Below are 19,701 nucleotides of genomic sequence, written 5' to 3' on the forward strand. Positions count from 1 at the left end.
GGGCCATTGTCAGTTCGTCACCAGACCCAAGTGGCCCTCGGGTCAAGCCCGAGGGAACGCAGAGGGTGTTGTGATAACCAGCCTTGTTATCTAGATCGTTTTGTTTTCAGCCAGCCACGATATCGAACCGGCCATTGAAGCGCTCAAGGAAGGCCGTGACCTGCCGCGTTTCGACCCGCACCACATAGCCTGAGCCGTTTTCGTCAGGTTCATCGCGGGAGATGATTTCGGTGTGGGAATGCAGCCAGCCGATATCTGCGCCAGCGCTGTGCGGCACATGGACGTGATAGCTTCGGCTCTTGCCCGCCAGAGCGGCCTCGATGGCGAGCTTGAGCGCCTCGAGGCCCTCGCCCGTTTTGGCCGATACCGGAACCGTGCCTGCCACCTTGCCGATCGGGGTGACCGTTTCCAGCGCCGGATGGCCCTCGGCGCCACGCGGGAGCAGATCGACCTTGTTCCAGACTTCGATGATTGGCGTAGTTTCGGCGGAGACGCCCAGATCACCCAACACCTTGAGCACGTCATGAGCCTGGGCAATATGATCGGGATTGGCGACATCGCGCACGTGCAGGATCACGTCGGCCTCGGCCACCTCTTCGAGGGTGGCCCGAAAGGCGGCGACCAGATCGGTCGGCAGATCTGAAACGAAGCCCACCGTGTCGCTGAGCATCACCTCGCGGCCGTGTGGCAGCTCGATCTTGCGGATGGTGGTGTCGAGGGTCGCGAACAGCAGATTTTCGACATAGACCCCTGCCCCGGTCATGGTGTTGAACAGGCTGGACTTGCCGGCATTGGTGTAGCCGACCAGCGCCACCATAAACAGGTTATCCTCGCGCTGGCGGCGCTGCTGGGCGCGGGTCTTCTTGACCTTTTCTAGCCGGTCCTCGAGCAGCACGATGCGGTCCATGATCTGGCGGCGGTCGCTTTCGATCTGGGTTTCGCCCGGACCGCCCATGAAGCCATAGCCGCCGCTGCCGCGCTGGCGTTCAAGGTGGGTCCAGGAGCGCACCAGGCGACCCTTCTGATATTTCAGATGGGCCAGTTCGACCTGCAACACGCCTTCACGGGTGGCGGCGCGCTCGCCGAAAATTTCGAGGATCAGTCCGGTGCGGTCCAACACCTTGGCGCCGGTTTCGGTTTCAAGATTGCGTTGCTGGATGGCAGTCAAGGCCGCATCGATCAGCAGGACATCGATATCGTCGGTCTTGACACGCTCCTTGAGCGTCTCGACGTTACCGCCGCCGATGAAGGTGGCCGGTTTGACCTCGCGCACCTTGATGATTTCGGCAAAAGCGATGTCGAATTCGATAGCGCCGGCCAAGCCGACAAATTCGGCCAGGCGCGCTTCTGCGTCGTGCCGCGAGATCAGACCGCGCACGTCAGGGCACACCAAGCCGACCCTGGCCGCCTCCTGGCGGCGGTCAATAAACGCCTGCGGACCGCCCCGGCGGTCCTCGTCGTCTTCGAAATCGGTCATGAATTATTCAGTCGCTATCGTGGTTCTGCTCAGGGTCGAACAGCTGGATCGGCGCACCGGGCATGATGGTGGAGATCGCGTGCTTATACACCAGTTGCGACTGCGCGTCGCGGCGCAGCAGCAGGCAGAAATTGTCGAACCAGGTGATGACGCCCTGCAGCTTGACGCCATTCACCAGGAAGATGGTGACTGGGACTTTCTGCTTGCGCACGTGGTTGAGGAATGAATCCTGAAGATTTTGCTGCTTTTCGCTGGGCATTTTAGGCCTCTTTTTGCGGTTTGGTTGTCGCTCTTGCTTTTGCCGCCGTATGCAGCATTAGACACGTTTACCGCCGCCCCGGCTACATGCCCACTCGTCACGAACCATCAATTAGTAATCACTATTGCATAGATGAAAATTGATGCATACCCGCGCAAAATGCATGGCTCCGTCGACAAACTAGAGCCCTAGAGACTTGATTTTACGGTGCAAAGCGCTGCGCTCCATGCCCACGAACTCAGCCGTCTTCGAGATATTTCCACCGAAACGTTCGATCTGCGCCAGCAGATACTGCCGCTCGAACACTTCACGAGCATCGCGCAATGGCAGGCTCATCAAGTGGGCCGAGGCGTCGGTGTCGCCCACCGTGGGCAGAACCTCGCCGATATCGGACGGCAGCATGGCGGCGGTGATCACCCCATCATCGGGCGCCTGATCCTTCATCAGAATCAACAACCGCTCGATGGAATTGCGCAACTGGCGGGCATTGCCTGGCCACTCCTGGGCCTGGAGCACCGCCACAGCGTCTTCGCCGACGGTCACGCGCTGCAGGTTGTGCATGCGGCAGACCTGTTCGATGAAGATATTGACCAGCGGCGGCACGTCTTCGCGGCGCTCCTTGAGCGGGGTCAATTGCAGTGGCACGATGGACAGGCGGTGGAACAGATCCGAGCGGAATTCGCCGCCTTCGATCTGGGCCGCGATGTTCTGCGAACTAGAGGAAATGATGCGGACGTCGATCGGCACCCCCAGCGATCCGCCGACGCGGTTGAAGCGATTCTCGACCAGCGTTCGCAGCAACACCGCCTGGGTCGCGGCGGGAAGCGTCGACACTTCGGAGAGATAGAGCGTACCGCCGTGGGCACGTTCAAGAGCGCCCACTTCGGCACGGAGAATGCCGGTCTTTTCACGCACCTCGCGGCCGAACAGCACCACCGGAACTTCATCGGGCGCGTAAAGGGACGCGTTGATTTCAACGAATGGCGCATCGGCGCGGGGGCTGCGCTGATGGATCATCCGCGCCACCATGCCCTTGCCGGCGCCAGATGGGCCGGAAATGAAGATGCGTGAATTGGTCGGCGCGGATTTTTCGATGATGCCGCGTATCTGCTGCAATGCCGGCGAGGTGCCAACCATATCGGCGCCCTTGCCGGCCGAGCGTTCCTTGAGCTCGGCAACTTCATTGCGCAGGCGCGTGGCCTCGACGGCCAGCTGGGTAATGTGCAGCAGCCGATCGATCTTGAACGGCTTTTCGATATAGTCGTAAGCGCCACGGCGAATAGCGGATACGGCGGTTTCGACGTTGCCGTGGCCGGAGATCATCACCACCGGCATATCGGGGTGCTGGCTCTGGAACACATCGAGCAGCTGCAATCCGTCGAGGCGGGACCCCTGCATCCAGATATCGAGAAACACCAGGCTGGGGCGGCGGCGGGCAATTTCGTTAAGCCCGCTATCGGCGTCATGCGCCTGCCGGGTTTCGTAGCCCTCGTCCTCCAGGATGCCGGCGATCAGATCGCGGATATCGTCTTCGTCGTCGATGATGAGAATATCGAGTGCCATTACTTGTCTGCCGCCGCAATAAACAGCGGCGCCTCCGTTTGGGTCGACGGATCGGGCTCGGTGCCTGAATTGTCGGCCTCGTTGGTGTGAGTGGGCGCGGCGAGGGGCAACGTGAACATCACGCAGGCTCCGACCCGGCCATTTGCATCCGGTTCAGCATCGAGCAGTTCGACCGTTCCGCCGTGCTGTTCGATAATCTTTGCCACGATGGCCAGGCCAAGACCGGTGCCTTTCTCGCGGGTGGTCATATAGGGCTCGAGCAGCCGCTGGCGATTGTCCTTGGGCCAGCCCTTGCCATTGTCGGAAACCGAGACGACGGCGTGGCTGCCCTCGACCTGGCCCTCGACGATGATCACGGGAGTGTACTGATCCGAAAGCTCTACGGTTTCAAAGGCTTCCACGGCGTTCTTGATCAGGTTGGTGAGGCACTGCGAAATCAACCGGCCGTCGAAGTAGGCATGGATCGCCGCATCAGGAAGCTGGGTTTCGATGATGATTTCAGGCAGGCGCACGCTTTCGAGAAACACTGCCTGGCGCACGGTATCAGACAGGTCGGTAATGCTTGGACTGGCTTCAGGCATGCGGGCGAAGGCCGAGAATTCGTCGACCATGCGGCCAATATCGCCGACCTGGCGCACTATGGTGTTGATGCACTTGTCGAAAACATCGCGATCGCCTTCCAGCTTGGCGCCATAGCGGCGGCGCAGGCGTTCGGCAGAAAGCTGGATCGGGGTCAGCGGGTTCTTGATCTCGTGGGCAATGCGGCGGGCCACGTCGGCCCAGGCGCTGGTGCGCTGCGCCGATTCAAGATCAGTGATGTCGTCGAAGGTCAGGACATAGCCCTTGGACTCGGTCATCGAGCCTTCACGGGTCAACTGCACCTGATAGGTGCGGCGGTCGGTTTCATTACCGAGATGGATCTGGTCGCGGACCTGGCCGCGGCGAGCCGAACGGGCACGTTCAAGCGTTGGCGCCAGTTGGGGCACCACCGCTTCGATGCGCTGCCCCATCAAATCGATTTCAAGCGTGCCCAACATATCGCAGGCGCGGGCGTTGACCAAGGTCACGGAGCCGAAAGGATCAAGCCCGATAATGCCGGCAGACACGCCCTCCACCACGGCTTCGGTAAACTGGCGGCGTTTTTCGTTCATCTCGCTGGCGCTAACCAGGGCCTCGCGCTGCGTGCGCAACTGATAGGTCATGGTGTTGAAGCGATTGCTCAGATCGCGCAGGTCACCCCTGCCCTCCTGCACCGGCACCTGCACATCGAGGTCACCCTTGCTCACCCGATTGGAGGCAATCATCAGATTTCGGATCGGGTCGACGAACCGATTTGCCAATGCAATACCGATCCACAAAGCCGCCAGCAGCAGTACCACCGCCAGCCCCACATACATGATGGTGAAGGTGATCTGGAACACCAGTCGACTGGACGCATACTCACGGTATTCGGTGATGTTTTCGTCGGTCAGCCGCATATATTCAAGCACTTCGGCTTCCACCGGCCGGGCCACGAACAGAAATACATTGTCATAGCCGCGCAGCTTCACCACCGAGCCCACCAGATTGGTGGAACCCGGCGCAATCTGGGTCGGCGCTCCTTCCAGCACGCCATCGGTGATGCCGGCCGGGAGCTTTGGATAAGCGCCTTGCGCGTTGATCTGCGCCCGCATCAGCGTATCGCCATTCTTGGAGATCAGCGAAGTGAATGGCAGCGAGCGTGTGACGGCCAATGCAGTCAGGATGCGCTGATAGCGGTCCTTATCGGAGCCGAACGTGCCCTTGGCCTGCTCCAGTTCGCTGGCGACCCAGATGATGTCGTCGCGCAGGACCTGAGCGTGTTCGAGCATGTAGGAGCGCGCCACCAGCCGAGAGCTTTCCACCATGGCGCGGGTGCGTTCCGAGAACCATTGGTCGAGGCCCTGATTGAGCGCGATGGTGGCAACGACTGCCACGATGGCGGCAGGCACCGCCGCCACGAACGCAAACATAGTGACCATGCGAATCTGCAGGCCGGCGCCGGCCTGCCCCTGCACTCGGGCCTGAATCAGCAGCGCGGCTTCGGTCACCACCAATGCGATCACCAACAACACCAGAATGCCGGTGACGACCCAGATCACGGTCCAGATTTCCGGCGACGGTTCAATGTTGGTGGTGCCCGACAGGATCAGAAACGACAGCGAGGACATCAGCACTGAAGCGAAGACCACGACGAAACCAAGCACGCGCAGCGCTCGATTGTTCTGTCCGCCGAATATTCCCTTTCGCGCCTGGGGCGTCCCGGAATGTTCGAGTTGTGGTGCGCCGCTGTCGCTGATCGCTGCCGTTTTGTTCATTCGCCGGTTGATCCGGCGCTCCTCTGCAAACAGGTCTTGCGAGTCTGACCCAATCAGCGCGACCCTTCAAGATAAATGTTGCCAAAATGTGACGTCGCAAAAATGTGACAGTGCTAATCGGCTGCTTTCGAGGCCAAAAATTCTTCGGGCGCTGCTTACGCGGCGGAGATTTCTCCTTACACACCCTGGCTGGATCGCGAACATGTCGCATCGTCTTCACGCACATTCCTGATGTTTGCCCGCCCCTGCCGGATTACACCTGACATGATTATCCGCCAGAGTTCGCATCGTGTCCCTCCCCGCCGCAACAAGCCCGCCAGCCGCTTCCATCAGGGGCATGGTCCTGGGCATCACTGCCTATTCGCTGTTCGCGATCCACGATGCCTTCGTCAAAGGCGTCATCGCTGAACTTCCAGCCGTGCAAATCCTGTTCGTGCGCAGTCTGGTTGTCGCTGCGATCTGCCTTGCCGTGGGTCGCCGGCCACTGGTCAAGGAACTTTTGACCTCGCCGCACAAGCCGATGCTGTTGGTCCGGGCGGTGGTGATGCTGGCGGCGTTTGTGTTGTTCTATTCGACCGCCCGTGATCTCGGGCTGGCCGAGATGACGACGCTGTATTATTTCGCACCGATCCTGACCATCGTGCTGGCGGTGATTTTCCTGCGGGAACGACCGACGCCCACCCGGATCTGCGCCGCAGCAATCGGCTTTTTCGGGGTGATCGTCGCCACCAATCCGGTCGGTCTGACGATTGGTGTCCCGGCGCTGATGGTGATTGGCGCGGCGGCGTGCTGGTCCATTGCCATGATCCTGATGCGCAATATCTCCAAGAGCGAAAGCTCGCTGGTGCAGATTTTTTCGCTCAATCTGTTTTTCGTGGTGGCGATGGGTCTAGCCTCCATCTGGCTCTGGCAGCCGATGGGGCCGCGCGAAATCGCCTTTGCCGTGGCTGCGGGCGTTGTGGGCGGCATGGCGCAGTATGTACTGGTCGAGGCAGCGCGGCTGATCCCGGCCAGCGTGCTCGGCACGGTCGAGTATGGCGCGCTGATCTGGAGCTTTGTGTTCGGTTTTCTGTTCTGGGGCGAACAGCCCGAAGGCTTCGTTTATTGGGGCGCCGCGCTGATCGTCGCCGCCGGCCTGCTGCTGGCGTGGAGCGAGCAGCGGTCCCGGCGGCGGGTGGTCAGCGAAGCGCCCTGATCAATTGCGGCGGCTGTGCTTGACGATTTCGATGCTGTGCACCCGTATCTTCTTGCGCAGCGTGTTGCGGTTCAGCCCCAGCAGGTCCGCAGCCTTGATCTGGTTGCCGCCGCAGGCGTTGAGCGCCATGGCGATCAACGGCGCTTCAACCCGATCCAAAACGCGCTGATAGAGCCCAGGCGGCGGCAGGTTCGGTTCGTATTCGCGCAGCAACTGGCCGACATGGGTTTCAACGGCCATTGATACGTCTACCGGACCGGCACCGGTGGAAACCTGCGGCCGCTCCGCGATATTGAGTTCGTTCTGGACGATTTCAACGGAGATGGTCTCGTCGGCATAGAGCGCCGAGAGGCGACGCACGAGATTTTCCAGTTCGCGGACGTTGCCGGGCCAGGAATAATTCTGCATCAGGCGGATCGCTTCAGGCGTGATCGACTTGACCGGCTCGCCTTCGCGCTGCGCCACCCGGAGAAAATGGGTGGCCAGATCGCCAACGTCATCGGTGCGTTCGCGCAATGGCGGCAGGCGGATTGGCACGACGTTGAGGCGGTAATAAAGATCCTCGCGGAACAGCCCCTGGCGGATCATCTGGCTGAGATCGCGGTGCGTGGCCGCGACGATGCGTACGTTGGTCTTGATCGAGTTGCGCCCGCCAACCATGGTGTATTCGCCTTCCTGCAGCACACGCAGCAGGCGGGTTTGTGCATCCATCGGCATATCGCCGATTTCGTCGAGGAACAGCGTGCCGCCCTCGGCCTGCTCGAAGCGGCCGGAAGACCGGGCATTGGCGCCGGTGAAGGCGCCCTTCTCGTGGCCAAACAGTTCAGCTTCGATCAGGTCACGCGGAATGGCGGCCATGTTGATGGCGATGAACGGGCCATTGCGGCGCTTGCCGAAATCGTGGAGCGCGCGGGCAACAAGTTCCTTGCCGGTGCCGCTCTCGCCAGTGATCATCACCGTCAGGTCTGTCTGCATCAGCCGGGCCAAGGCACGGTAAATGTCCTGCATGGCGGTCGACCGGCCAACCAGCGGCATGGTTTCGCTAGGCTCTTCGGCCTTGCGCTGTCCGGTTGTGGGCTTCTTGGCGTCAGCCAAGGCGCGCGCCACGACCGAGAGCACCTCGGTGATGTCGAACGGCTTGGGCAGGTATTCATAGGCGCCCACTTCATTGGCGCGGATTGCGGTCATGAAGGTGTTCTGCGCGCTCATCACGATCATCGGCAGATCCGGGCGGAGCTTCTTGATCTTGGGCATTACATCGAACGCGTTGCCATCGGGCATGGCCACGTCGGTGATCAACACGTCGCCTTCGCCACGGCTGACCCAGTTCCACATGGTGGAAATGTTGCCGGTGGGGCGGACTTCGTAACCGGCGCGAGTCAATGCCTGGTTGAGCACCATGCGAATGGCGGCGTCGTCATCGGCAAGCAGAACAACATGGCTCATTTGGCTGAAACCTCTTCGGCTGGCGTGCCGAATGCGCCGCTGGCGACTGGCAGGAGAATTCTGAAACGGGTGCGGCCGGGGCGGCTATCACAATCGATCACCCCACCATGATCGCCGACGATCTTGGCAACCAAAGCCAGACCAAGGCCGGAGCCATTGGTCTTGGTGGTGACAAACGGATCGAACAGGAACGGCAGAATATCGGGTGGCACGCCGGGACCGTTATCCTCGATGACGATTTCGAGCGGCAGCGAAATGCGCTCCGAGACCCCAGTCACGCTGATGCGGATGCCGGGACGGAAAGCCGTGGAAAAGCGGATTTCTGGTTTCTGGGTCTTTTCCAGAGCTTCTGAGGCGTTTTTTACCAGATTGAGGAAGACCTGAATCAACTGATCGCGATTGCCAAACACCGGCGGCAGCGACGGGTCATATTCTTCGGAGAAATTGATGCCGCGCGCCACGCCGTTGCGGGCGAGCAGTTTTACCCGGTCGAGCACCACGTGAATGTTGATCGGCTCGCGTTCCAGCGGACGATCGTCGCCAAACACTTCGACGCGGTCGAGCAGGCCGACTATGCGGTCGGTTTCTTCGCGGATCAGCCGTGCCAACGGGATTTCATCGCTGGCCACGCTTTGCTCCAGCAATTGCGCCGCGCCACGAATGCCCGACAAAGGGTTCTTGATTTCATGGGCCAGCATGGAGGCAAGCCCGGTCACTGACCGCGCTGCACCACGCGATACCATCTGCCGGTCGATCTTGTCGGCCATGGTGCGCTCCTGAATGAGCAGCGCAACGCGACCATCGGTATCGGAAATCGGGGTGGCAAACACGTCGGCGACGCGCTCATCGCCAAAACGGGAGGAGCCGATGCGGACGCGATATTCGGTCATCGGCGCCCGACGGGCGGAGACGGTTTCGACCAGGCTGATGATCGGCGAACCAAAGGCGATCAGGTCATCGAGCCGCTGGCGGGTCAAAACGCTCAGCGATGCGCCGAAGAAGGCCTCGGCGGCATAGTTGACGAAGGTGATCTGTCGATCTTCCGCGCAGACGATAATCGGCTGCGGCAGGGACTGTAAAATGGCGGTCGCCGGGATGTCGGCAGGCTTTTTCATGCGGCTGTCTTCCATTCGCCTGAATACACCTCTCCGATCATCGCCAGAACCTGTGCGGGTTCCTCATTATTAAGCAGCGCGGTGCGGACCGGCTTTTCGAGGACGATGCCGAGCGCGTCCAGATACCAGTCCAGATGCTTGCGGGCGGCGCGGACGCCGACACGGATGCCGTATTCGAGCATCATTTCTTCGTAGTGTTCCTGGATCAGGGCGATCAGTTCTACGCCATCCGGCACTGCCTCGGGCGCCCTGCCAGCCAATTCGGCCCCGATCTGGCCAACGACCCAGGGTTGCCCCTGCGCGCCGCGTCCCAGCATGACGGCGGCGGCGCCAGACATTGACAGTGCCTCGCGGGCCTTTTCGGTGCTGGTGATATCGCCATTGACGACGACGGGCACGTTCACGGCCTCAACCACGGCTCGCACCAGTTCCCAACGGGCTGCGCCCTTGTAGAACTGCTGGCGGGTGCGGCCATGTACGGTGATCATCTGCACGCCGGCATCGACCGCGCGGCGCGCCATGTCGGCGGCGTTGAGGCTGTCATCATCCCAACCCAAGCGCATCTTGACCGTCACGGGGAGCGGCGTCGCCGCTACCACGGCTTCGATCAGTGCCATGGCCTGATCGGGTACGCGCATCAGCGCCGAACCAGCATAGCCGTTGGTGACCCGCTTGGAGGGGCAGCCGAAATTGATGTCGATAATGTCAGCGCCGGCATCGTGGGCGATCTCGGCGCCACGTCGCATCCATTCGCCCTCGCAGCCGGCCAGTTGCACGACGTGTGGCAGCGAACCAGCTTTGCCGAGCTTGCGGACCATGTCGTGGTTGCCGGTGCCCAGGGCGGCGCTGGCGATCATTTCGGAAACGACCAAGCCGGCACCGAAGCGTTCGGCGAGCTGACGAAACGGGCGGTCAGTGATCCCCGCCATCGGTGCGAGGAAGGCATTGTTGCGTATCTGATGAGACCCGATGCTCAACCCGCAGGCAAACTCTGCCACAACTGCCCCAGAATTGGTCATAATTTAGAGAATGCCTGCACAATAATCAAAAACGCCTGTGGTGCAACACCTTTAGTCACCTGTGGCATCTGCACCTCACGCAAACCTTGCCGCCCGCGAGTGGCGAGGCTAGACCAGTGAGCAGTGACAATTTCTTGTGCGAGTACGACAGTTTATGCGTCCGAAGACGATCGCCGTCATCATCGTTGCCGCCGGACGCGGCGAGCGGGCCAGTGCTAACGGAGCCCCCGAGCCAAAGCAATATCGCTCGCTGCTGGGAATGCCGGTTCTGACCCGCACGATTAATGCTTTTCTGGCCGTTCCGGCGATCAGCCAGATTGTTACCGTCATCCACCCGGACCATGCGGCGCGCTATGCGGCTTTAGGCTTGGAGAACGATCGCCTGTTGCCGCCGGTCATTGGTGGCGGGACGCGGCAGGCTTCAGTGCTGGAGGGGCTGAAGCTGCTGGCAAAGTCGCGGCCCGATCTGGTGTTGATTCAGGATGCGGCGCGTCCATTCGCGGATGCTGCCATGATCGAGGGCGTTATTGCGGGCCTTGGCGAAAACGACGCAGCTCTGCCTGCCGTGCCGGTGACTGACACCATCAAGCGTTCCCCGGATGGCGCTCTGGTGTTCGGCACTGAAGATCGGCGCATGCTGTTTGCAGCGCAGACGCCGCAGGGCTTCCGCTTTGCGCAGATATTTTCCGCCCATATGCGCGCAGCGACCAGTCCCCGCCAGTTCACCGATGATGCCGAGATTGCCGAGTGGGCTGGCCTGCGGGTCGCATTGACCCAAGGCAGCCAGACCAACATCAAGATTACGCATCCCGACGATTTCGACCGCGCCGAGCGCATCATTCTGGGGTCACGCAGCATGGAAACCCGCATTGGCTCTGGGTTTGACGTTCATTCCTTCGAGCCCGGCGATCACGTATGGCTGGGCGGGGTGCGGATCGAACACAGCCACAAGCTCAACGGTCATTCCGATTCCGATGTGGCGCTGCACGCTTTGACCGACGCGATTTATGGCGCTGTTGGCGCCGGTGATATCGGCACGCATTTTCCGCCTAGCGACATGCAGTGGAAAGGTGCGGCGTCGAGCATCTTCCTCAAGCATGCCGTGGGCCTTGTGAGTGCGGCGCAGGGCAGAATCGTCAATCTGGACGTGACAATCGTGTGTGAGCGGCCCAGGATTGGCCCCCACGTTCCGGCTATGCGGGAGGCGATTGCGCAGATTTGCGGGATTGCGCAGAGCCGGATCGCGATCAAGGCTACAACAAGTGAAAGGCTGGGTTTCACCGGCCGCGAGGAGGGCATCGTTGCCATGGCAAGCGTAAGCATAGAACTACCGAGGCAGGATTGATGGCAAAAGCTCCAACTACGCCCGCCGCGCCTGTCGTCAACCCGGCCGAGCAGGTCGTCAAGCTGCTGACCACAGCCAAGCAGACCATGGTTACCGCCGAAAGCTGCACCGGAGGCATGCTGGCCGCCGCCGTTACCGACATTCCAGGGGCATCTGCCGTGCTCTACGGCGGCTACGTGACCTATGCCAACAATGCCAAATCCCGCATGATTCGGGTTCCGGCCCGGTTGATCAAGGACTATGGGGCGGTTTCCAACCAGGTGGCGCGCGCCATGGCCGATGGCGCCCGCAATACGGCTCACACTGATTTTGCCATTGCGGTTACGGGTATTGCCGGTCCCGAGGGCGGTTCGGAGAAAAAACCCGTTGGTCTGGTTTATGTCGCGGTATCGTCGGAACATGCAACGCTGGTGGTGGAGCACAGGTTCGGCGATCTCGGGCGCGCAAAAGTTCGCGAGGCCAGCGTCAACGCGGCAATGGATCTGCTGCTGGTGGTGTTGACTGACCCACAGGGCAATGACGCCAGCCGACTGAGCTAAAGCAGCCTGCCCGCCGTCACGTCGATCTTGAGGCCATCAAAAGCTGGCGTGATGCCGGCTGGCAGCGTGTCGACAAGCGTCTGGTAATCCAGATCGATGTGCATATTGGTCAGCACGGCCTGCACAGGACGGTAATGCGCGATCAGGTCCAGCGTTTCAGGCAGGCTGAGATGGCTCGGATGCGGCGTCGGACGCAGGGCGTCGATGATCCAGACCGCCAGATCTGAAACCGCAACAGCGGAAGGTGCCGGAATGGCCGACAGATCGCAGGAATAGGCAAAGCTGCCGACGCGGAAGCCCAGCGATTTGATACTGCCGTGGGTCTGCTCAAACGACTGCACCGAAATGCGGCCTCCGGGACCTTCAACGGTAATGACATCGCCCGCGACCACGGTGTGGGCGTTCAGGATCGGCGGATAGTCGCCACCGACCGGGGTGGCAAAGCAATAGGCAAAGGCTTCGCGGATGCGATCGCCGGCTTCGGCAGTGAAATAGACGTCAATGCGGCGGCGATTGTGCAGCGCCAGTACCCGCAGATCGTCGATGCCGTGGGTATGGTCAGCATGTTCATGGGTATAGAGCACCGCATCGACGCGATCGACGTGCTGCTCCAGCAGCTGTTCGCGCAGATCACAGCCGGTGTCGATCACGATGCGCGTTGGCATATCGCTGCCCGCCGAGAAACCTTCGATCAGCAGTGAGCAGCGGCGGCGGCGATTGCGCGGCTCGTTGGGGTCGCAGACGCCCCAATCATTGCCGATGCGGGGCACGCCGCCGGATGAACCGCAGCCAAGCACCGTGGCGATGATCTTTTCCGCTGCAGCCATGTCAGGCCAGACCGGTTTTGGAGAACAATCGGGCGAAATTGGCCGTGGTTTCACGGCCGAGTTGTTCGAGGCTGATACCGCGCACCTCGGCCAGCTTTTCGGCCGTATGCCGGACGTAGGATGGCTCGTTGGGCTGGCCGCGATGTGGGATCGGCGCGAGGTAGGGCGCGTCAGTTTCGACCAGATAGCGGTCGGCTGGGACGAAGGCGGCGGCTTCGCGGATTTCTTCGGCGTTCTTGAAGGTGATGATCCCGGAGAACGAGATATAGCCGCCCAGTTCCAGACCGGTCCGCGCCAGTGACGGGCTGGCCGTGAAGCAATGTAAAACGAAGGGGAAGGCGCCCTGCCCCGACTCCTCGGTCAGGATACGGGCCATGTCCTCGTCGGCCTTGCGGCTGTGGATAACCAGTGGAAGACCTGTGGATCGAGCCGCAGCAATGTGACGGCGCAGGCCGATCTCCTGCGCCTCGCGCGGGGCATTGTCATAGAAGTAATCGAGGCCCGCTTCACCAATGGCAACGCACTTGGGATGGGCGGAAAGCCTGATCAAATCCTCGGTCTGGATATGCAATTCCTGATCCGCATTGTGCGGATGGGTGCCGACCGAGCACCAGACGTTAGCGTGTTGTTCCGCCAGCGCTGCGTATGTGGAAAAGTTATCCACACGGGTGGAAATCGTCACCATGCCATCGACACCGGCGGCCTTGGCGCGGGCCAGCACGCCACCGATGTCTTTTGACAGTTCCTCGAAGTCGAGGTGGCAATGGCTATCGATCAACATCTATTCGGCCTTGCGCTCGATACGAGCGAAAACGCCCTGAGGCACCGGCAATTCTGTGCCGGGCACGAGGCGGTTTGAAAGCGCTGCGTCGGCCAGTGTGCGTTCGGTGGCGGGCACGACGAGCTGGTCCAGCAGGCGCGCGGCCGAAGCGGGGACGAACGCCTGCATCGGAATGGTCAAGCGCCGGACCGTATCGGCCGTCACGTACAAAACGGTGGCCATGCGGACCGGATCGGTTTTCTTCAGCGCCCAGGGTTCCTGGCCGGCAAAGTAGTTGTTGGCCGAACTCAGGGCGGCGATCAGTGCTCCCGTCGCCTCATGCACCTGCTGCTCGTCCATGGCTTTTTGGGCCGCTACCAGTGCGGCATCGACCTCGGCGATGATTTCCAGATCTGCAGGGGCCAGATCACCCAATGTGGGCACCTTGGCTTCGCAGTTCTTGTTGATCATCGACAGCGAACGCTGGGCGAGGTTGCCAAGATTATTGGCCAGATCGGCATTGACGCGATTGGTCAGCTTTTCGCGGCTGTAATCGCCATCCTGCCCAAACGAGACTTCGCGCAGGAAGAAATAGCGCAGCGCATCGGGGCCGAATTCCTCAACCAGTTCGAACGGATCGATGACGTTGCCCAGCGACTTGCTCATCTTCTGGCCATCGACGGTCAGGAAGCCATGGGCGAAAACGCGGTGCTGGACTTCGATGCCGGCGCTCATCAGGAAGGCGGGCCAATAGACCGTATGGAAGCGGATGATGTCCTTGCCGATCACATGCAGATCGGCTGGCCAGAACTTCTTGAACAGTTCGCTGGCTTCATCGGGGAAACCGACGCCGGTGATGTAATTGGTCAGCGCATCGACCCAAACATACATGACGTGCCCGGGCGCGTTGGGAACCGGAATGCCCCAATCGAAAGTGGTGCGGGAGATCGACAGATCCTGCAAGCCGCCTTTGACGAAGGAGATGATCTCGTTGCGGCGTTCCTTGGGCGCGATGAAGTCTGGATTGGCCTCATAGAGCGCCAACAACTTTTCCTGATAGGCCGAAAGGCGGAAGAAATAGGTCGGTTCTTCCACCCAACTGACTTCGGCGCCGGACGGGGCAAATTTCTTGCCGTTCTTTTCGGTCAGTTCGGCTTCATCGAAATAGGCTTCGTCGCGGACCGAGTACCAGCCCTTGTAGGTTGACTGGAAAATGTCGCCATTGTTGTTGGCGGCCATCTTGTTCCAGATGGCCTGGCTGGACTTGTGGTGGCGCTCTTCCGTCGTGCGAATGAAATCGTCGTTGGAGAGGTTGAGCGCCTCGGCCAGCCTGCGGAATTCACCGGAATTGTGGTCGGCCAGTTGGCGCGGGGTTACACCCTGCGCAGCAGCAGTTTGCACCATCTTGATGCCATGCTCGTCCGTGCCGGTAAGGAAATACACCTCGCGCCCTTCGAGGCGTTTCCAGCGGGCGATGGCATCGGTCGCGATCATCTCGTAAGCGTGGCCGATATGGGGCGCGCCATTGGGATAGGAAATCGCAGTGGTGACGTAAAACGGCTTGGTGGTCATAATGGCTCGGTGGACAGAGGGGCTGTCGTCTGGATGTGCTTACGGATCGCATCGAATATGGCGATCAGCGTCTGCTTCATATCCAGGTTGATGCTGTCGGCCTCGACAAAAAGGCCTTGCGCCTTGTCCCATAGCTCGTTTGCGGAGGCAAGCCGCATCCGCGCCCCGGACAGCGCCGCATTGCGCGCCTCGTCGGCCAGAAAATCGGTAATCATCTCGCGGGCGAACGACAGTTCGGTACTTTGAGTATCGGCTCCGAGGGCGTCGGCAATCTGCAAATGGACGGCGGCGGGCGTGCGGGTTGGCTCCTGGAGCCATGCATTGAGCGCACCAAGCGCGCTCTGCTCGCTGAGCGACAATGTTTCAAATGCGCGCCGGGGGCGACCGCCTGCCAGAGCGATGGCCCGGTCAAGTTCGGCCATGGTCAGCTCGGGTCTTTGCGCCAGCAGAATGTCGCGGACATCACCGTCAGCGATCGGCCGCAGCGCAATGCTATGGCAGCGTGACCTTATGGTCGGCAACAACTGGCCAGGGCGGTGTGAGATCAGGAAGAACGTGGTGTCGGCCGGCGGTTCTTCGAGAGTTTTGAGCAGGGCATTGGCGGCGCTGGGATTGCAGTCATCGATGCTGTCGACAATGGCGATGCGCTGCCCCTGGCGGCCGCGGGTCTGCTGCAGACGGGCGCGCAATTCGCGCACTTCATCGACGCGGATGACGGTGTAGAACCCCTTGGCATCCTTGGGGGCGCGGCGGAGCACGCGCACATTGGGATGCGCGCCGGAAGCGATCTGTTCGGAAACGCGATGTCCGTCCTCGTCGCCGGTCGCAGTGAGGATGGTACGGGCAAGCTGGAAAGCCAGCGTCGCTTTACCAATGCCCTGCGGACCATGCAGCAGCATCGCGCCCGGTAACCGCCCCGAGTGGAGTTGCTGTTCAACGCCGGCAATGGCGGCGGAATGGCCCCTCACCTGCACCTGTTGCTCAGGCAGCAGCACGCCATCGAGTGCATCGGGGTCGATCAAGCGCTGCGCTCTTGCAGCAGTTCGGGGAAGCGGGTCTGCACGGCGTGCCAGATTGCCGCTTCGAGAGCAGCTTCATTTTGATCGGCGGAGATCACGATACAGCGATCGGGGTTAGCTGCCGCGATGGCGAGGAAACCTTCGCGCAGGCGCTTGTGCCACTCGAGATCTTCCTTCTCGAAACGGTCACCGGTCAGCACGAGCCCATCTTCGACAGCGCGCTGGGCGACGCGGCGGAAGGCAATTTCGGGGTCCATGTCGAGCAGAATGGTCAGGTCGGGCGTATGGCCATCGAGCGCCAGGGTTTCGAGTGCGCCGATCAGCTTGTCACCGACCCCGCCGGTGAGGCCTTGATAGGCGCGGGTGCTATCGTGGAAACGGTCGGACAGGACCCAGGTGCCGGAGCGCAGATGGGGGGCCACGAGTTGATTGACGTGATCAAGACGCGCAGCGGCGAAAAGCACCGCTTCGGCCCCTGCCCCCCAGCTTTCTGAACGGCCCTGCAGGATAAATGAGCGGATCGCTTCGGCCTTTGGCGTGCCGCCGGGCTCGCGGGTCCGCACGGCCTTGATCGAACGAGTTTGAAGGTTCGCGAGCAGCCGTTTAACCTGTGTGGACTTGCCCACGCCTTCACCACCTTCAAAGGTGATGAACTTGGCCTGGCGGTGCAACGGCGCTTCGAGCATCGAATCGATCCTGAGGTTCAAAGCCAGCCTAGCGCCAATTGTTTGACCGCGTCGGTGGCCTTGCGCATGATATCGCCCGGCTCGACAGACTTTGCGGCAAACAGTGGCGCCGTCTGCACCAGCTTGTCGTCACAGAAGACGCGCAGCTCGGCGACCTTGTCGCCTTCGACAACGGGTGGCATCAGCGGGCCTTGATAGACCACACTGGCTTGCAGGCATTTACGCGATCCCTTGGGCAGGTACAGTGCCACGTCGCCTTCACCGACCAAGCCAACACTACCGTCAACCCCGCCATAGACATTGGCATAGGCGATGATGGTGCCTTTCGGGAAAGCCGAGACACGCTCGAACGAGCGAGAGCCCCAGGTGATCAGCTTGCGGGCTTCCTCGGTACGTTCGGCCATGGATTTGAGGCCGTGGACGACGCCGATGATGCGGCGCCCGCCTTCCGCGGTGGAGACCACCGAGCCGTAGCCGGCGGCTTCGGTATGGCCGGTCTTGAGGCCATCGACGCCAATACCCAGATCGACCAGCGAATTGCGGTTCTCCTGCTTGATCTTGTTCCAGGTGAACGAGTCTTCGGAAAAAATATGGTACTGCTCGGGAAAGGTTTCGATCAGATAGCGCGCCAGCAGCGCCAGGTCGCGCGCGGTCATATATTGATCCGGGTCCGGCAGGCCGGTCGGATTGACGAAATGGCTGCCGGTCAGGCCGATTTCGGCGGCCTTGTCATTCATCATGTTGGCGAAGCTGGATTCGCTGCCGCCGATGCCTTCGGCCAGCGCAATTGCTGCGTCGTTGCCGGACTGGATGATGACCGAGCGCAGCAGATCTTCGACGGAAATCTTGGAATTGAGAATGGCGAACATGGTCGAGCCGCCGGATTTGGCTCCACCGGTCCGCCAGGCATTCTCGGAAATAAAGAATTCATCGCTGAGCTTGATGCTGCCGGCCCGCAGTTCGCTGAACACCACCGCAACAGTCATCAGCTTGGCCATGCTGGCTGGCTCGAGCGGTTCGTCGGCATCTTTTTGAAAGATGATGGTGCCGGAGTCGGCATCCATCAAAATCGCGAACTTGGCTTTGGTGTCGAACTCGGCCTGCGCATAGGCAGGCCAGGTTGGGGCCAACAATAAAACGGTGAAGGCGAAAAGCAGAAAGCGTTTCACAGCCGGTCAGCGTCCCATCACTCAATCACTGGTCGCGGGCGGCTGCCCGTGACCCCACCAATCCGGCGGTTCGCAAGACTAATACAGAATGATGTCGTTCAGGCCAAGTTCCCGAGCGAGCGCCAACACATCTTCGCGCGTGACGCCGGGTTTGAGCAAGGTCATGGTCAGGCGCGTGGCATCGCGGCCATTGCTGGCCTTGACCGCATCTTCCTCGACCGCCCCGAGCACCGCGAACTGTTCGGAGAGCGAAATGGCGTTCTGTTCGTCGGTGAACACGCCGAGTCCGAGCTTGATTTTGCGCGCGTCGACATCAATGCCACTGGCCCAGCTGCTCAAAGCACTTGGCTGTGTTGCCATGGCCGTCACGGCAGCATGGGCACTGTCGATGGCCTGATCTTCGGCTTGTGGCGTCGTTTCGGCGTAGGAAAACAGACCGCCGAGGAAGTTACCGGCGATATCGGCAAGGCTATTGGTACTATCGACGCTGGCCATACGGGTGGTGCCGCGATCGTAGTTGGCCGGACCGTCATAGCTGGCCACCAGCATCCTTGTATCGTCGCCGTTCAGCGGTGCTGGACCCACATATTGCACCGAAACGTCGGCGTGGCCGTTATTGACGTAGCCGAGCATGGAAGCAGCGCGGGCCGAAAGATCGACAACGCGACCGGCGACATAGGGGCCGCGATCATTGATGCGGACAATCAGCGAGCGGCCGTTGTCCTGATTGGTAACACGCACATAGGATGGCAGCGGCAATGTCGGGTGCGCGCCGGTGATGGCATTGGCCGAGAAGATTTCGCCATTGGCGGTGCGGCGGCCATGGAAATCGGCGCCATACCAGGAGGCAGTCCCCGTCGCGAAATAGCTCGGATTTTCCTGCGGAACGTAAACCTTGCCGGCCACGGTATAGGGCTTGCCGACCTGGTAGCGGCCGCCGCCATGGGGTGGATTGGGGTTATTGGTGACCCGCTGCGAGGACGAGACACCATAAGCCCTGGAGGTAAATTTGCCGCGCGAAACCGTTGGTCCCAATCCGCCATCGCAGGCGACGATCGTTGGGGCAATCATGGCCGCAAGGGCGATGAGGCGGATGGCATTGCGCCAAGGGCTGGAAACGGTACTCACAGTCATACGCTCGGATGCTCACACGGTTCTAAGTTGGCATAATAGCCGAAGGTTCCGGTCCCCGCGCGTATGGAACGTCATTTGGGTTGAGGCTAAGTTAAGGACAGCAAGGCGTTAACGAATTTGGCGGCATTCGCAGCGAATCCAGCACGGTCCAAGCAGGCCGCGCACTTGCGTTCGAATTGACATAAAGATATCTTTATGTGATTGGCTACGGCCATTGATTGCCTATGGTTGAATAACCAG

Annotated in this window: 17 protein-coding genes; 3 read left to right on the top strand and 14 right to left on the bottom strand. The window is 60.8% G+C overall.

Annotation, left to right across the window (positions count from 1 at the left end; genetic code table 11):
* Positions 1–106: 106 nt before the first annotated feature.
* The 4 genes from hflX to ABIT12_RS13935 all read right to left on the bottom strand — a co-directional run bounded on the left by hflX (position 107) and on the right by ABIT12_RS13935 (position 5,635).
* Entirely contained in the window at positions 107–1,477 is a 1,371-nt protein-coding gene (gene hflX, locus ABIT12_RS13920) for a GTPase HflX (RefSeq protein WP_348040585.1), read from the bottom strand.
* 7 nt (positions 1,478–1,484) lie between these two features.
* Positions 1,485–1,736: an RNA chaperone Hfq gene (gene hfq / locus ABIT12_RS13925; protein ID WP_137151945.1), complete on the bottom strand. Its 252-nt coding sequence runs from the start codon at positions 1,734–1,736 to the stop codon at positions 1,485–1,487.
* Between the two features lie 180 nt (positions 1,737–1,916).
* Positions 1,917–3,299: a sigma-54 dependent transcriptional regulator gene (locus ABIT12_RS13930; protein ID WP_348040587.1), complete on the bottom strand. Its 1,383-nt coding sequence runs from the start codon at positions 3,297–3,299 to the stop codon at positions 1,917–1,919.
* Positions 3,299–5,635 carry a PAS domain-containing sensor histidine kinase gene (locus ABIT12_RS13935; RefSeq protein ID WP_348040589.1) on the bottom strand — a complete coding sequence of 779 codons (2,337 nt, stop codon included), beginning with the start codon at positions 5,633–5,635 and terminating at the stop codon, positions 3,299–3,301. Before ABIT12_RS13935 ends, ABIT12_RS13930 begins: the two co-directional genes overlap by 1 nt.
* Positions 5,636–5,924: 289 nt before the next feature.
* Between ABIT12_RS13935 and ABIT12_RS13940 the strand changes: the two genes are divergently transcribed.
* Positions 5,925–6,830 (top strand): EamA family transporter, encoded by a 906-nt coding sequence (locus ABIT12_RS13940; RefSeq protein WP_348040591.1) that lies wholly within the window; start codon positions 5,925–5,927, stop codon positions 6,828–6,830.
* On the opposite strand, the gene ntrC is transcribed toward ABIT12_RS13940, so the two are convergent.
* From ntrC to dusB, 3 genes are read right to left on the bottom strand one after another with little or no spacing between them, the layout of a single operon-like run.
* Entirely contained in the window at positions 6,831–8,276 is a 1,446-nt protein-coding gene (gene ntrC, locus ABIT12_RS13945) for a nitrogen regulation protein NR(I) (RefSeq protein ID WP_348040593.1), read from the bottom strand. It lies immediately after the preceding gene.
* A complete protein-coding gene (locus tag ABIT12_RS13950) occupies positions 8,273–9,391 on the bottom strand; it encodes an ATP-binding protein (protein ID WP_348040595.1) in 1,119 nt (372 codons plus the stop codon). The genes ntrC and ABIT12_RS13950 overlap by 4 nt, the downstream gene beginning before the upstream one ends.
* Entirely contained in the window at positions 9,388–10,320 is a 933-nt protein-coding gene (dusB, locus tag ABIT12_RS13955; RefSeq protein WP_407065625.1) for a tRNA dihydrouridine synthase DusB, read from the bottom strand. Before dusB ends, ABIT12_RS13950 begins: the two co-directional genes overlap by 4 nt.
* A gap of 244 nt (positions 10,321–10,564) precedes the next feature.
* Between dusB and ABIT12_RS13960 the strand changes: the two genes are divergently transcribed.
* Both ABIT12_RS13960 and ABIT12_RS13965 read left to right on the top strand, forming a co-directional pair.
* Positions 10,565–11,755, top strand: a complete 1,191-nt coding sequence (locus tag ABIT12_RS13960; protein ID WP_348040597.1) for a bifunctional 2-C-methyl-D-erythritol 4-phosphate cytidylyltransferase/2-C-methyl-D-erythritol 2,4-cyclodiphosphate synthase — start codon at positions 10,565–10,567, stop codon at positions 11,753–11,755.
* Positions 11,755–12,294, top strand: a complete 540-nt coding sequence (locus ABIT12_RS13965; protein ID WP_348040599.1) for a nicotinamide-nucleotide amidohydrolase family protein — start codon at positions 11,755–11,757, stop codon at positions 12,292–12,294. Before ABIT12_RS13960 ends, ABIT12_RS13965 begins: the two co-directional genes overlap by 1 nt.
* Here the strand turns inward: ABIT12_RS13965 and ABIT12_RS13970 are convergent.
* The 7 genes from ABIT12_RS13970 to ABIT12_RS14000 all read right to left on the bottom strand — a co-directional run bounded on the left by ABIT12_RS13970 (position 12,291) and on the right by ABIT12_RS14000 (position 19,461).
* Positions 12,291–13,121 (bottom strand): MBL fold metallo-hydrolase, encoded by an 831-nt coding sequence (locus ABIT12_RS13970; RefSeq protein ID WP_348040601.1) that lies wholly within the window; start codon positions 13,119–13,121, stop codon positions 12,291–12,293. The genes ABIT12_RS13965 and ABIT12_RS13970 overlap by 4 nt on opposite strands.
* 1 nt (position 13,122) lies before the next feature.
* Positions 13,123–13,902 carry a TatD family hydrolase gene (locus tag ABIT12_RS13975; protein ID WP_348040603.1) on the bottom strand — a complete coding sequence of 260 codons (780 nt, stop codon included), beginning with the start codon at positions 13,900–13,902 and terminating at the stop codon, positions 13,123–13,125.
* On the bottom strand, positions 13,903–15,453 hold the full coding sequence (gene metG, locus ABIT12_RS13980; RefSeq protein WP_348040605.1) for a methionine--tRNA ligase: 1,551 nt from the start codon (positions 15,451–15,453) through the stop codon (positions 13,903–13,905). It abuts the gene before it with no gap.
* Positions 15,450–16,475, bottom strand: a complete 1,026-nt coding sequence (locus ABIT12_RS13985) for an AAA family ATPase (RefSeq protein WP_348040607.1) — start codon at positions 16,473–16,475, stop codon at positions 15,450–15,452. Before ABIT12_RS13985 ends, metG begins: the two co-directional genes overlap by 4 nt.
* A complete protein-coding gene (tmk, locus tag ABIT12_RS13990; RefSeq protein ID WP_348040609.1) occupies positions 16,472–17,158 on the bottom strand; it encodes a dTMP kinase in 687 nt (228 codons plus the stop codon). The genes ABIT12_RS13985 and tmk overlap by 4 nt, the downstream gene beginning before the upstream one ends.
* Before the next feature lie 17 nt (positions 17,159–17,175).
* Positions 17,176–18,327, bottom strand: coding sequence for a D-alanyl-D-alanine carboxypeptidase family protein (locus tag ABIT12_RS13995; RefSeq protein ID WP_348063362.1), 1,152 nt, complete (start codon positions 18,325–18,327; stop codon positions 17,176–17,178).
* Positions 18,328–18,405: 78 nt separating this feature from the next.
* Positions 18,406–19,461, bottom strand: a complete 1,056-nt coding sequence (locus ABIT12_RS14000) for a septal ring lytic transglycosylase RlpA family protein (RefSeq protein WP_348040613.1) — start codon at positions 19,459–19,461, stop codon at positions 18,406–18,408.
* Positions 19,462–19,701 lie beyond the last annotated feature (240 nt).

The organism is Devosia sp. (assembly GCF_039927955.1).
GTDB lineage: Bacteria > Pseudomonadota > Alphaproteobacteria > Rhizobiales > Devosiaceae > Devosia.

Bases quoted from the DNA above. Each gene is read 5' to 3' on its own strand.
- hflX (WP_348040585.1), bottom strand. From the start codon at position 1,477: ATGACCGATTTCGAAGACGACGAGGACCGCCGGGGCGGTCCGCAGGCG.
- hfq (WP_137151945.1), bottom strand. From the start codon at position 1,736: ATGCCCAGCGAAAAGCAGCAAAATCTTCAGGATTCATTCCTCAACCAC.
- ABIT12_RS13930 (WP_348040587.1), bottom strand. From the start codon at position 3,299: ATGGCACTCGATATTCTCATCATCGACGACGAAGACGATATCCGCGAT.
- ABIT12_RS13935 (WP_348040589.1), bottom strand. From the start codon at position 5,635: ATGAACAAAACGGCAGCGATCAGCGACAGCGGCGCACCACAACTCGAA.
- ntrC (WP_348040593.1), bottom strand. From the start codon at position 8,276: ATGAGCCATGTTGTTCTGCTTGCCGATGACGACGCCGCCATTCGCATG.
- ABIT12_RS13950 (WP_348040595.1), bottom strand. From the start codon at position 9,391: ATGAAAAAGCCTGCCGACATCCCGGCGACCGCCATTTTACAGTCCCTG.
- dusB (WP_407065625.1), bottom strand. From the start codon at position 10,320: ATGGCGGGGATCACTGACCGCCCGTTTCGTCAGCTCGCCGAACGCTTC.
- ABIT12_RS13960 (WP_348040597.1), top strand. From the start codon at position 10,565: ATGCGTCCGAAGACGATCGCCGTCATCATCGTTGCCGCCGGACGCGGC.
- ABIT12_RS13965 (WP_348040599.1), top strand. From the start codon at position 11,755: ATGGCAAAAGCTCCAACTACGCCCGCCGCGCCTGTCGTCAACCCGGCC.
- ABIT12_RS13970 (WP_348040601.1), bottom strand. From the start codon at position 13,121: ATGGCTGCAGCGGAAAAGATCATCGCCACGGTGCTTGGCTGCGGTTCA.
- ABIT12_RS13975 (WP_348040603.1), bottom strand. From the start codon at position 13,902: ATGTTGATCGATAGCCATTGCCACCTCGACTTCGAGGAACTGTCAAAA.
- metG (WP_348040605.1), bottom strand. From the start codon at position 15,453: ATGACCACCAAGCCGTTTTACGTCACCACTGCGATTTCCTATCCCAAT.
- tmk (WP_348040609.1), bottom strand. From the start codon at position 17,158: ATGCTCGAAGCGCCGTTGCACCGCCAGGCCAAGTTCATCACCTTTGAA.
- ABIT12_RS14000 (WP_348040613.1), bottom strand. From the start codon at position 19,461: ATGACTGTGAGTACCGTTTCCAGCCCTTGGCGCAATGCCATCCGCCTC.